General features: G+C 42.3%; 14 protein-coding genes, 1 other RNA gene and 1 pseudogene. 10 read left to right on the top strand and 6 right to left on the bottom strand.

The annotated features are described in order from the left end of the window. Window positions 1-8: 8 nt before the first annotated feature. From aroB to Q4591_RS18570, 3 genes are all read left to right on the top strand, one after another. A complete protein-coding gene (aroB, locus tag Q4591_RS18580; RefSeq protein ID WP_102440338.1) occupies window positions 9-1,085 on the top strand; it encodes a 3-dehydroquinate synthase in 1,077 nt (358 codons plus the stop codon). A 24-nt stretch (window positions 1,086-1,109) separates the two neighbouring features. Beyond that, entirely contained in the window at window positions 1,110-2,603 is a 1,494-nt protein-coding gene (locus Q4591_RS18575) for an ATP-binding protein (protein WP_303412352.1), read from the top strand. An 86-nt stretch (window positions 2,604-2,689) separates the two neighbouring features. Then, window positions 2,690-3,529, top strand: a complete 840-nt coding sequence (locus Q4591_RS18570; protein ID WP_102475816.1) for a Dam family site-specific DNA-(adenine-N6)-methyltransferase — start codon at window positions 2,690-2,692, stop codon at window positions 3,527-3,529. Window positions 3,530-3,573: 44 nt separating this feature from the next. Here Q4591_RS18570 and Q4591_RS18565 read toward each other — a convergent pair whose 3' ends face one another. Both Q4591_RS18565 and Q4591_RS18560 read right to left on the bottom strand, forming a co-directional pair. Further along, window positions 3,574-3,756: a DUF2970 domain-containing protein gene (locus tag Q4591_RS18565; protein WP_076541979.1), complete on the bottom strand. Its 183-nt coding sequence runs from the start codon at window positions 3,754-3,756 to the stop codon at window positions 3,574-3,576. Then, window positions 3,756-4,124 (bottom strand): hypothetical protein, encoded by a 369-nt coding sequence (locus Q4591_RS18560; protein WP_102440336.1) that lies wholly within the window; start codon window positions 4,122-4,124, stop codon window positions 3,756-3,758. Before Q4591_RS18560 ends, Q4591_RS18565 begins: the two co-directional genes overlap by 1 nt. Window positions 4,125-4,424: 300 nt before the next feature. On the opposite strand from Q4591_RS18560, the gene rpe reads away from it, so the two are divergent. The 4 genes and pseudogenes from rpe to Q4591_RS18540 form a co-directional block, all read left to right on the top strand. Then, window positions 4,425-5,099 carry a ribulose-phosphate 3-epimerase gene (rpe, locus tag Q4591_RS18555; RefSeq protein WP_102440335.1) on the top strand — a complete coding sequence of 225 codons (675 nt, stop codon included), beginning with the start codon at window positions 4,425-4,427 and terminating at the stop codon, window positions 5,097-5,099. A gap of 2 nt (window positions 5,100-5,101) precedes the next feature. After that, window positions 5,102-5,824 (top strand): phosphoglycolate phosphatase, encoded by a 723-nt coding sequence (locus Q4591_RS18550; RefSeq protein WP_102440334.1) that lies wholly within the window; start codon window positions 5,102-5,104, stop codon window positions 5,822-5,824. A 4-nt stretch (window positions 5,825-5,828) separates the two neighbouring features. Then, window positions 5,829-6,830 (top strand): tryptophan--tRNA ligase, encoded by a 1,002-nt coding sequence (gene trpS, locus Q4591_RS18545; protein ID WP_102440333.1) that lies wholly within the window; start codon window positions 5,829-5,831, stop codon window positions 6,828-6,830. A gap of 75 nt (window positions 6,831-6,905) precedes the next feature. Then, window positions 6,906-7,103 (top strand): annotated as a pseudogene (locus Q4591_RS18540) (EamA/RhaT family transporter); the annotation flags it as partial. Window positions 7,104-7,186: 83 nt separating this feature from the next. Here Q4591_RS18540 and Q4591_RS18535 read toward each other — a convergent pair. From Q4591_RS18535 to Q4591_RS18520, 4 genes are all read right to left on the bottom strand, one after another. Then, the gene (locus tag Q4591_RS18535) at window positions 7,187-7,762 is read right to left on the bottom strand and encodes a BON domain-containing protein (protein ID WP_102440332.1); all 576 of its coding nucleotides are present in this window, start codon (window positions 7,760-7,762) and stop codon (window positions 7,187-7,189) included. Beyond that, on the bottom strand, window positions 7,759-8,352 hold the full coding sequence (locus Q4591_RS18530; RefSeq protein ID WP_076541969.1) for a phosphoheptose isomerase: 594 nt from the start codon (window positions 8,350-8,352) through the stop codon (window positions 7,759-7,761). Before Q4591_RS18530 ends, Q4591_RS18535 begins: the two co-directional genes overlap by 4 nt. Before the next feature lie 81 nt (window positions 8,353-8,433). After that, window positions 8,434-8,760, bottom strand: coding sequence for a YraN family protein (locus Q4591_RS18525; protein ID WP_102440355.1), 327 nt, complete (start codon window positions 8,758-8,760; stop codon window positions 8,434-8,436). 11 nt (window positions 8,761-8,771) lie between these two features. Further along, window positions 8,772-10,595: a penicillin-binding protein activator gene (locus Q4591_RS18520; protein WP_303462370.1), complete on the bottom strand. Its 1,824-nt coding sequence runs from the start codon at window positions 10,593-10,595 to the stop codon at window positions 8,772-8,774. A gap of 89 nt (window positions 10,596-10,684) precedes the next feature. Here Q4591_RS18520 and rsmI point away from each other — a divergent pair, with 89 nt between their 5' ends. The 3 genes from rsmI (at window position 10,685) to Q4591_RS18505 (ending at window position 12,616) form a co-directional block, all read left to right on the top strand. Further along, complete coding sequence (gene rsmI / locus Q4591_RS18515; protein ID WP_102440330.1) at window positions 10,685-11,527, top strand: 16S rRNA (cytidine(1402)-2'-O)-methyltransferase; 843 nt, start codon at window positions 10,685-10,687, stop codon at window positions 11,525-11,527. A gap of 113 nt (window positions 11,528-11,640) precedes the next feature. Next, an RNA gene (rnpB, locus tag Q4591_RS18510) (RNase P RNA component class A) lies at window positions 11,641-11,984 on the top strand. A 38-nt stretch (window positions 11,985-12,022) separates the two neighbouring features. After that, entirely contained in the window at window positions 12,023-12,616 is a 594-nt protein-coding gene (locus tag Q4591_RS18505) for a DUF6538 domain-containing protein (RefSeq protein WP_303462368.1), read from the top strand. The last annotated feature ends 64 nt before the right edge of the window (window positions 12,617-12,680 follow it).

Genomic DNA, 12,680 nt, shown 5'->3' with positions numbered 1-12,680 from the left:
GTAGGTTTATGCAACAAGTTCAGGTTGAATTAGGTGTAAGAAGTTATCCCATTTATATTGGCCAGAATTTATTGCAACAAAACGCTTATCTCACCGATTACCTTTCCGGTAAAAAAGCACTTATTGTCACTAACGACACCATTGCTCCGCTGTACTTGAAACAAGCGCAGCAAGCTATGGCATCTTGTAGTGATATAGGTGTGGTTGTATTGCCGGATGGTGAACAATATAAAGATTTAACTCACTTAAATTTAATTTTTTCTGCACTGTTAGAAAATAATTATGCCCGTGATTGTGTAATCGTAGCACTAGGTGGCGGTGTCGTTGGTGACATGGCCGGCTTTGCTGCATCTTGCTATCAGCGGGGAGTTGAGTTTATTCAAATTCCAACCACCTTATTATCTCAAGTGGACTCTTCTGTTGGTGGTAAAACCGCAGTAAATCATCCGCTTGGTAAAAATATGATTGGGGCTTTTTATCAGCCACAACTGGTATTAATTGACACCGATTGTTTATCGACATTACCTGCAAAAGAGTTTGCTGCAGGAATGGCAGAAGTCATTAAATATGGCGTTATCTGGGATAGCGATTTTTTTAGCTGGTTAGAGCAAAATGTTGCTCCATTAAAAGCATTAAATACCGAAGCATTAAGCTACGCGATTGCTAAATGCTGCCAGATAAAAGCTGATGTCGTTACCCAAGATGAAACAGAGCGTGGTGTACGGGCACTGCTAAATTTAGGCCATACATTTGGTCATGCTATCGAAGCTGAAATGGGCTACGGTGTATGGTTACATGGTGAAGCTGTTGCTACCGGAACCATTATGGCGGCGGTAACATCGCAAAAGTTAGGTCTAATCGAGCAAAAAGATGTCGATAGAATTATTCGTTTGATGTTGGCGTTTGATTTACCGATAAGCTCTCCTGATTCAATGAACTTTGCTGACTTTATTAAGCATATGCAGCGAGATAAAAAAGTTCTCGCGGGTCAAATTCGATTGGTTTTACCCACCTCAATAGGCTCTGCTGATGTATTCTCTGATGTTGAAGAGTCTTTATTAGCTGACGTCATTAGCCAAGTTTAAGCTTTTTTGTCTAATGGTGGAGCTGTGGACATTCAACAAACGCTTTTATTACCTTCCCAAGAAGCTTTAGTTCAGCGGCTACAACATATTGCCAGCTATAGTGAGCAGCTAGTATTAGTCTGCGGCGCTAAAGGTTCAGGTAAAACCACCTTAGTTACAGCATTGGCGAGCGAGCTTGATAACTATAACTCTGCGTTGGTTATCTGCCCAATGCACGCTGATAGTGCTGAAATTCGGCGTAAAATACTGATCCAACTGATTTCATCACCAATTTTTGATGATACCTTACCGCTATCAGATACCTTAATTCGCATCCAATCTAGCTTAACAAAACCGCTGCATATCATTATTGATGATGCACATTTGCTGCCTAAAGAATTATGGGCAGAATGTATAGTGCTGACTCAAATCCGTTGTGCGGATAAACCGGTATCACTGACTTTTACGGTCACCACTGAATCATTTGCAGAGTTTAATGAATTAACTAAAACCATGAAGGATTTATTGCTTCATGTCGAGGTAGAGCCATTATCCTTAGCTGAACGTGAAGGCCTATATCGCACTTTATTAGTTAGAAGCAATAAAACGCCATTTATACCTCGCGAAATCATTCAATCACAAATTGAAAAACAAATGGGTACTCCTACCGAAGTGATTGAGTTACTTAAGCTTGCGCTTGAGGATAAGGTTGAAGAGCCAAAACGCTGGCCAAAATATTTTCCCTTAGGGGTGATCAGCTTGCTGCTGTGCTTAACCTTAGCGATTGTCGTTTTTTTTTATAATGAACCCGCAGCAGAATCTATTGAAGCAAACCAAGTTAACTTTAGGGCTTACCAAGCGCCAGAATCTCCAGCGCAATGGGCAAACCATCATTATGGCCAAAGCTTATTATTGCCTTGGCTTCAATTACATTTGCCATCTCAGCAATCTTTAATAGCGGCTAATGAGCCAAGCGATCTTGTTTTACAGCTGCTTACTGAGCAGCAAATATTAACCAGCACTACAAAAAGTGGCGCAGTTGAAATCGAAGCAGCAAACACTCAACAGGATTACCAGAGCGTTCATACTGTGGCTGTTGAATTAGTGGCTGGTGAATTAATAGCAGCTGAGTTAGTGGTAAATGAAGATATTGATACCGCTGAAGTTGATGAGACATTGGTCATTATTGAAACAGATAAGCTACAGCTTACTGACAACAGTGCAGCGCTGAGCAATACTGACGATATTGCCACAGCCAATGAAGCGTTAGCCGAGCTGCAATATCGAGCGGGTTACACATTACAACTGGCGAGCGTTATCGAACCCAAATCACTTAACAGTATCTTGTTAAAATTAGATAATGAAACAGCTGTAATTCGTGCTAATTATAATAAACGTCATGTTGTCTTATTTGGGCAGTTTAATAACGCCAGCCAAGCACAAGATAAAGCGCTTAAATTACAAACCGAACTCGGTTTAAGTGCCCCTTGGGTTCGAAAATTCAGCGATCTTCAAGGTTATCAACTTAGTTCAAATTAATTAGTTAAAGCCCTTAAATCAGCAATGATTATTCTCAATAAAAAGAGTACAATCATCTGCTTTAATTTTGCTAGTAAATGGTATTCATGACTAAAAAGCATAGAGCCTTTCTTAAATGGGCGGGTGGAAAATTTAAACTCGTTGATGAGCTAGCAAAACATTTACCTCAAGGTGAAAGGCTAGTTGAGCCTTTTGTCGGTGCAGGATCAGTGTTTCTCAATACTGACTACGACTCATATCTGCTATGCGATATTAATCATGATCTAATTAACCTCTATAATATTGTTAAAAGTCAGCCTGAGAAATACATTGCAGCAGCAAAGGCCATGTTTGTTCCAGAGATGAACGTAAAAGAGCAGTATTACCGAGTGCGTGAAGAGTTTAACCAAACTCAAGATCCGTTTTTACGCTCCGTTTATTTCTTATATATGAATCGTCATGGTTTTAATGGTTTATGCCGTTATAACCGTAAAGGCGGCTTTAATGTCCCGTTTGGTTCTTACAAAAAACCTTATTTTCCTGAAAAAGAACTGCGTTATTTTTCTGAAAAAGCTCAAAAAGCGATTTTTGAGTGTGTGGGTTACGAGCAAGCATTTGATATGTCAAAAGCAGGTGATGTCATTTATTGTGATCCTCCTTATGCTCCGCTATCAACTACAGCAAGTTTTACGACCTATGCCGGCCCAGGTTTTAGTCTTGACGACCAAGCGCTATTAGCGAGAAAGTCTCGCCACACTGCACTTGAGCGTGATATCCCGGTACTGATCAGTAATCATGATATTCCACTGACTCGAGAGCTATATCGCGGCGCAAAAATGGCCTCGATAGACGTACAGCGCAATATTAGTCAAAAGGGTAATTCACGTAAGAAAGTAGCTGAAGTGATGGCGTTATATGATCATCATTATCAAGAAGTTATTGATTAAATCTTGAGTTAAGCAAAGGCTTAGCTGATAAATAGTGGCTTAGCTTAGCTCAGTACCTGCTTAACAATCAATATTAGCGATAAAACCATCAGCACTGCCAGTGCAATGCCCATAAAGATGAAGGGTAAGGGTGATCGACTTTGCTTAAAATCACGTTGGCGATTATCTTCCGTTTGCACCCCAAAAAATGCGGCGATAGTACTGGTAAATACCTGCCAAATAGACATTAAAGTGCGTTAGGGTTATTCGTTGGCATATCACTTATTGGTCTATTGTGGTCATTACTATGCAGTAACTCCAATAAATCTAAAAAGTGAAACTGACTTGAGCGGCTATTGCCTGTTACCCAACTTCCCCAACTGACATTATCTGAATCAACTGCACAGCGGTTAGTCGGATGGCTACTGGGTAAACTCGCGTTATAGGCAACATTGTCAGAGCAATCACATTGCTGAGCTTGCAAGGCGGGCTCGCTTTCTGACATGAAAAAGTAGGCAACAAGCATTAATGCGCTAGTCGAAAATAAGCTAACAGCAGGTTTTAATGTTACTTTACCTGTTTGCTTAGTACTCATTTTTAGCTGACGGCACATCATAAGGGCTATCCTTGTCTTATACTTTCAGAAATTATTCAAAAGGGATTAATCATCTATCTACATTGGCACATACGCTGCCTAGCAGAAGATTGTTCACAATACACAGTGACATGTGTCGCATTATAGCAAGTTTGTTTAGATATTGAACAGCCATCATATGTGATCTAGATCAACTTAATATCGACATAGCACTAAAATTTACATTTCTTGCTGTTGAAAAAGTTTTATTAGCGATTGAGACTAGAGCGATTTCTCTGCAAAGGGTAAAATACTGTCACTTATAACCGCCTCGAGAAGACTATGCGTCCATTTTTGATTGCCCCATCTATTTTATCTGCCGATTTCGCCCGTTTAGGTGATGATGTTAAAGCCGTTTTAGATGCCGGTGCTGACGTTGTTCATTTCGATGTTATGGATAATCATTATGTGCCTAATTTAACCATTGGCCCTATGGTATGCAAAGCGTTGCGGGACTACGGCATTACTGCTGATATTGATGTACATTTAATGGTTAAGCCTGTTGATAGTCTAATTCCTGATTTTGCTAAAGCAGGCGCATCAATTATAACTTTCCACCCAGAAGCCACAGAACATCTTGATCGCAGCCTACAGCTGATTAAAGAATCAGGCTGTAAGGCAGGCTTAGTGTTTAATCCTGGTACACCATTACATTACCTTGACCATGTGATGGACAAATTGGATGTGATTTTATTAATGTCAGTAAACCCAGGTTTTGGTGGCCAGTCATTTATCCCATCGACACTGGCTAAGCTTAAGCAAGTGCGTGACATTATTGATGCCAGCGGTTATGACATCCGTTTAGAAGTCGACGGTGGGGTAAAAGTAGATAATATTGCTGAAATCGCTGCTGCAGGCGCCGATATGTTTGTCGCAGGCTCTGCTATTTTCAATCAACCTGATTACAAAGTAGTTGTTGATCAAATGCGTGATGAACTAGCAAAAGTTGAAGGCTAATTATGACAGTATTTTCTAATATTAAAGCCATCGCTTTTGATTTAGATGGAACACTTATTGATAGCGTTCCTGATTTAGCTGCGGCAACTAATGCAACACTAACAGAGTTATCATTACCTAACGCACAAGAAGCGCAAGTTAGAAGCTGGGTTGGCAATGGTGCCAATATGTTAATGCGCCGCGCTTTAATGTTTGCTCAACCACAAGTGACTGATACGCAGGCTATTGACGCTCAATTAGAGCAAGTTATGCCAAGGTTTATGCACCACTATGGGCTTCATTTAGAAAAACACAGTAGCTTGTACCCTAACGTGTTAAGCACCTTGAAGCAGATAAAAGCTGCTGGCTATAACATGGCAATTGTGACTAACAAACCGTACAAATTTACCACACCGTTACTTGAGTCTTTTGGTATAAGTGCGTTTTTTGATCTTGTACTTGGTGGCGACTCGTTAGAAAAAATGAAACCCGACCCATTGCCATTAACGCATATTTTGCAGCAATGGCAACTTGAGCCAGCACAACTGCTTATGGTAGGTGACTCAAAGAATGACATACTCGCTGCGAAATCTGCCGGTCTAAGCTCAATTGGCTTGACCTATGGCTACAACTACGGTGAAGATATCGCCCTGAGCAGCCCAACGGCAGTATGTGAACAATTTAATGAAATTTTAGCGCTACTGAATTTATCCGCTGAAATGAATGCAACATCAATGGAGCAATAAACGAATGACTGCAAAACCTATCGTGTTTAGTGGTGCTCAACCATCAGGTGAGCTGAGTATTGGTAACTACATGGGCGCACTTCGTCAATGGGTTAACATGCAAGATAGCCACGACTGTATTTATTGCGTAGTTGATTTACATGCAATTACTGTAAGACAAGACCCTGCGAAACTACGTGAAGCCTGTTTAGATACCTTAGCTATTTACCTTGCATGCGGTATCGACCCTGAAAAAAGCACGGTATTTTTACAATCTCAAGTTCCGCAGCATACACAGCTGAGCTGGGCGTTAAACTGTTACACCCAAATGGGTGAGCTAAGCCGTATGACCCAGTTTAAAGATAAGTCGCAAAAGCATGCAAACAACATCAATGTTGGCTTGTTTGATTACCCTGTATTAATGGCTGCAGATATCTTGCTATATCAAGCTAACGAAGTACCTGTTGGTCAAGATCAAAAGCAGCACTTAGAGCTAACCCGTGATATCGCGACGCGCTTTAATAATGCCTATGGTGATACGTTTGTCGTGCCAGAGCCGTTTATTCCGCCAACGGGCGCAAAAGTCATGTCACTGCAAGAGCCGACTAAGAAAATGTCTAAGTCGGATGAAAACCGTAACAACGTTATTGGTTTACTTGATGATCCTAAAGCGATTATGAAGAAAGTGAAAAAAGCCATGACCGATAGCCAAGAGCCACCAGTGGTGCGTTTTGACGTTGAAGAAAAACCAGGCGTTTCAAACTTATTAAGCCTGATGTCAGGTTGTAATGGTCAGTCAATCGAGTCAATTGAAAAAGACTTTGAAGGCAAAATGTACGGTCACTTAAAAGTCGCTACCGGTGAAGCAGTTGTCGCTATGCTTGAGCCGCTGCAAGAGCGCTACCGTGAGATTAGAGCCGATGAAGATTATCTTAATGCAGTATTTAAAGCCGGTGCTGAAAAGGCACAAGCTCGTGCAGAAGAGACGATCAAAAAGGTCTACGAGAAAATCGGTATGATTGTGTAGTATCTGTTTTTTTAAGACAAAAAAAGCCAGCATCAAGCTGGCTTTTTGTGAGCTGCCAATAAAGGCTAATGGTTTGAAATCGCCGTGGCTGAATACTCGGGATTACTATTTTGTGTCATGTTTGGATGGGTATGGTTTGGGGAATGGTTAGATGGGCTCGGTTGGCTGGGAGCTGGGTTGATTGTGCTGCCGACAACACTCGTTTCAATATGTGGAAAAGTCTTGATAGCCAAGCGTAAAGTATTGGCTAATAGGTTGGTCGAAACGCAATAATAGAAGGTTACTCATTAGCAACAGCCAATAAAAATAGTCTATACAAACTCTTTTTATTGGCAGTCTAATGATGAGTTATTGAGCTAGTCATCTTTATCGACGTACTCAAATACTTTGATTACCTTACGTACACCAGAAGTATTGCGGGCGATATCAACCGCAATATCCGCTTGTTCGCGATCGATTAACCCCAGTAAAAATACCTCGCCGTTTTCCGTGATCACTTTAACTCGGGTCACATCCAAAGACTTCTCATTTAGCATCCGCGTTTTAACCTTGGTTGTTACCCAAGTGTCGTTGCTGCGAGTGGTAAATGAGGTAGGGTTACCAATGCGAATTTGATTATGTAATTTGCCGCCAATTTCCAGCTCTTGTACCGTTTTAATGGCTTTATCCCGCAACATTGAGTTAGGAGATTGACCAATCATCAATACATTACTGTTTAACACCACACCGGTAATATTGGTCTGGTTATGAATATCTTCATGCTTAGACAGTGCGCTGGTAATTTCAAAGTCGGCATTGGTATCACTGATTTGTGTCGACATACTACGCTCATCATTGACCATTTTGGCCCCGCCAACAGCACCAACCATCACCACGCCAGCGCAGCCTTGAAGAAGGAAAAGTATTGCTATGACAAGAGCCGTTTTTATCATGCTTGCTCGTCCTGTGGGAACAGAGTGCGGTCAATATTGTCACATAAGCAGTGAATTGCTAATAAGTGAACTTCTTGAATACGCGCAGTGACATTGGATGGAACTCGTACTTCAACATCGCCAGCGCTCATCAAGCCCGCCATAGCGCCGCCGTCTTTACCGGTTAATGCCACAATAGTCATGTCACGGCTTAATGCAGCTTCCATGGCTTTAATGATGTTACCTGAGTTACCGCTGGTCGAAATTGCTAATAAAATATCACCTGGTTGACCCAGTGCCATGATTTGCTTTGAGTAAATTTCGTCATAGCTGTAATCGTTAGCAATAGCTGTAATGGTTGAAGTGTCACAACTTAACGCGATAGCAGGTAGCGGTGGACGCTCAATTTCATAGCGGTTTAATAACTCAGCTGAGAAATGCTGCGCGTCACCTGCACTGCCACCATTACCACAGGCTAGGATCTTGTTACCACTTAAAAGACATTGCACCATCATTTCAGCCGCTTTCTCAATCGACTCTGGTAATGCTTCAGCAGCATCAATCTTGGTTTGAATTGACTCTGTAAAGCTATCTTTAATACGTTCTAACATGGGTTAAATCCTTACAAGGTAAAGTGTTGCTAGCATGCTTTATTTCTTCAATTGAGCAGCATTATAGCTAAAAATGGCTGTTTAAAAACACCCCTGAAGCCATTGAATGTCGGTTGTGTTAATGGCAACCATATCAAAACGGCATGGGGCATTGATTTTATGGGTTTGTATATACTGTTGGGCTGCTTTTCTGATGCGAGAAATCTGTGCTGCAGACAGGGCGGTGAGTGCGCCGCCAAATTGGGTTGATGAGCGAAATTTTACTTCAACAAAGACCCAAGTTTGTTGGTCGCGCATGATTAAATCAATTTCGCCAAAGCGGTAACGCTGATTTTGAGCCACAAACTTAAGGCCTTGCTGCTCAAGGTAAGTACGTGCGGTTAATTCAGCCTGTTGGCCTTGACCCACAGTTGACGACATCATAATGGGCGCAGCTGGCCTCGTTGGTATTTACCCCAACTGAGTTTACGCTCAATGACGCCATTTTCATCCACCGATAATGCGCCACTACGGCCATTGAACTGGTAGCCAGGAAAGGCGCGCATTTGCGCTAAACGATTGACTAAATCAAGGGCGTCATAACCCATGATGTATAAACGCTTCTGGCTGTTATTCCAATTGCTCCAGAGTTTTTTGACCATGGTGGTTTCAGTATTCGTGCCCATTAACCAAGGGATATCACTGATCATCAGGTTGTTAAGCTCTTGAGCCGATTGAGTCGAGCTGCCACTTAAACGGCTGCGGCTGGTGGTATACAGGGCAACCGGATCGGCAAACACACTAAAATTGACGTCTAAAAAGGGCTTTAATAGCACTAAATCTTTTGCGGCTGAGATCATGTAAATAGCATCAATATCACGACGTGAGCGAAAATCAGCTTCAATATTGTTGCCAATCAGCTCTTTTATTCTAGCAATTCGCGCTTGGCTGTCTTTAACACCTAAGGCTTCTTGTACTGTTAGCTTCATCTGATCGCCGCGATCATAAAAGTGGACTTCAGCATTGTCTTCAGTGAGCTCAAGCCACTTTTTATTAAAGCTTTCTGCCATACGTTTACCCGTTGAGTCATTACTGACTAACAATAACGGTAGCGTGATGCCATCTTCATACAGTTTTTGCGCGGCATCACTGGCTTCTTGTGCTGGCGATAACGAAAAGTAAAACTGATCATTTTTTGGGGTAAAGCTGTCGGTTTGATTTAAATACAGCTGCGGCACAGTGAGTAAGCCTTGCTCATTGAGGGCTTGCAGCTCTTCAACTGCTGAAGGCAATAGCGGCCCAATCACAAATTCAGCACCTGCAGCAATAGCAGCTTGATAGGCCTGCTCAACCCCAAGGTTGGTGTCAAAAAAATTAAGCTCCACATTGTCTTCAATTGCGGCCATATAGCTGGCTAACAGACCTTGTCTAATAGGCTCAGCAACATCAGCGCGGCTGCCCGTAAGCGGTAATAGCACCGCAATATTTTGCGGTTTAAACGGCTTGGCATTTAAGGCTTGCTCTAAATCAGAAGGTAGCTTGCTCGCACCTGGGTGATTAGGATTGGTTTGTTGCCATTCGCCTAAGTAGCGAACTAGCTGTGATGGGTCAACCGCATAATGTTTGGCAATATAGGCTAACTGTAACCAGCCTGAAAAAGTGGGATTGCTGTTGTCACTCATAAAGCTTTTAATGGTTTCTTCATGCAGTGGCTGTAGCGTACGCCAAATAGTGTCATTCACTTCAAAGGCTTGCTGCTGCGGAAGATATAAACTGAGTAAACTTAATTGTCTAAGCTCATCAATAGGCTGCTTAGTTTGATTAAATAAGCGGGCTTTATATTGATGATAAGTGACTCTTTGCCACTGGGGTAATTTCCATTGGCTAGGATAGCGTAAAATTGCTAATGCATCGGCATCTGAGCTGGTGTTTTCAGCCACCCGCGCAGAAAGGTAAATATACTCAGCCTGAATGCTTAAATCACTTTGCAAATCAGCTTTCATCGAGGTCAAAAGCTTGCTTGCGGCAACAAAATTGCCATCATTGATATAAGCATGGGCGGCAAGTAGCAAATAGCGGTCGCGAATTTGCGGCTGTTTAGCATTGCTTGCTGCAGATAAATAAACATTAGCCGTTTGTTCAACGGATGCCATTGAGCTATCAATAGCCTGTTTATTTTCAGTAGGTTGAGTCGCACAACCAAATAACACGGCTGATAAAATGGCGGCGAAAACAAATTTAGTTGTATTCAGTCTTTTTAACACAGGGCTTCACTCTGGTAAGATGCTGACTCTAGTTTAACCTGCTCTTTCACTTGGCGAAAGTCTTGATGATAGTCAATACAGAGGTAGTTATGGACCTATCGGTCGCACTTTATATCGTTCCCACTCCTATAGGCAATTTAGGAGACATCAGCAGCCGTGCAATCGAGGTGCTTAATAACGTTAAACTTATTGCCTGTGAAGACACGCGTCATAGTGGTAAATTGCTCAGTCATTTTGGCATTGAAACCCGTAAGACGGCGTTGCATGATCATAATGAACGTGACAGAGCCCAGTGGATTATTCAAAAGCTGAGTAATGGTGAAGCTGTGGCACTTATTTCTGATGCGGGCACGCCGCTCATTTCAGATCCTGGCTACCACTTGGTCAAACAGGTGCGTGAAGCAGGTTACAATGTTATTCCGTTGCCGGGCCCTTGCGCAGCAATTACCGCCTTAAGTGCATCAGGATTACCTTCAGATCGTTTTTCATTTGAAGGCTTTTTACCTTCAAAAGAAAAAGGCCGTTTAGACAAATTATCAGCACTTAAAGAAGACTCAAGAACCTTAATCTTCTATGAATCACCACATCGCATAGTGCACAGTTTAGAGTCAATTGTGGCGGCATTAGGCGAAGACCGTGAAATTGTCATGGCCCGTGAAGTGACTAAAACCTTTGAGACCTTTTTATCTGGCGCAGCAGGCGCTGTACTGCAACAAGTTAAAGATGACTTAAATCAGCAAAAAGGCGAAATCGTATTAATGATCCATGGTCACCGCAGTGACAGTGATTCAGAAATACCCACAGTGGTGATCAATACTTTAAAATTGCTATGTAAAGAACTGCCACTTAAAAAAGCCTCGGCATTGGCTGGCGAAATCTATGGCCTTAAAAAGAATGCGCTTTACAAATACGGTTTAGAAATCGGTCTATAGAGAATAGGTTGAGTTGAGTAGTTAGCTCAACCTGTTTACCTCAGCTTCATATGGTTTGCCATAAAGCCATATTTTAGTTGGTGTGTTGCAGTGGCTTAGGCTATAATCCGCGCCGAGTTGGCCAGACAGTTGCTGCGTTCGCAAGAACGGGGAGGAAAGTCCGGGCTTCAAAGAGCAGGATACCAGGTAACGCCTGGGCGGTGTAAACCGACGACAAGTGCAGCAGAGAGGAGACCGCCAACTTCGGTTGGTAAGGGTGAAAGGGTGCGGTAAGAGCGCACCGTGCGGCTAGTAATAGTTCGTAGCAAGGTAAACTCTATCCGAAGCAAGACCAAATAGGGTCCCGTATGGCGCTGCTCGCGTTGGGACCGGGTAGGTCGCTTGAGCCTGTGAGCGATTGCAGGCCTAGATGAATAACTGTCCAAGACAGGACCCGGCTTATCGGCCAGCTCAACCTTTTAACGTAGAAGGCCTCACAGCAATGTGAGGCCTTTTATGTTTCTGCCTGTGCTACAAACTGTGCCACAAACTGGTACACCTAAAATCCCTTATACCTTCCAGCGTAACGGGGTCTATTACTTGAGGGTTCGTATACCCAAAATCATCCAAGAAAATACCAACCTGCCGCCTATCATGCGGCAAAGCCTACAAACGAAATCCTCAAGAATAGCTATTACGCTGGTTAATAAATTTATTAATCATCTAAATGATATGAGGATTTCTCTCATGGCTAAAAGCATACAAATGAATTTTGCATCTGTTATGACCTTTCATGACAACGGTAAACCGCAAAGCTTAACTAAATACGATTCAGGTAATAATAAGAGTGATGCAGAGAACGCTATTAAGCACTCTGTAGAGCTTGAGAAGCTAAATATTCAACATCGTGTAACGGATGAGTTAGTAAAGCTTGAAGAGGGTGGTATGAGGCTTTCAGAGGCTATAGAGGCTTACAAAGATTGGAAACAAAAGGATACTAAAAAAGGTAAGGCTAAAGGACTTAGTGATAAAGCGGCAAAGGCCCGCTATACCAATTTTGAAATACTTCTTTTGGCTCTAGGTGATAAAGATATAGATGTAGTGGCATAGTTAATTTGGCCACCTAGTTAGAGGTGATATCATCACCTCATAAGTTAACAGGTGACACTATGAA

Origin of the sequence: Shewanella sp. 3_MG-2023 (assembly GCF_030548765.1) — a bacterium.
Lineage (GTDB): Bacteria > Pseudomonadota > Gammaproteobacteria > Enterobacterales > Shewanellaceae > Shewanella.
The sequence above is the reverse complement of the archived record's forward strand: the minus strand, read 5'-3'. Positions and strand labels throughout refer to the sequence as shown.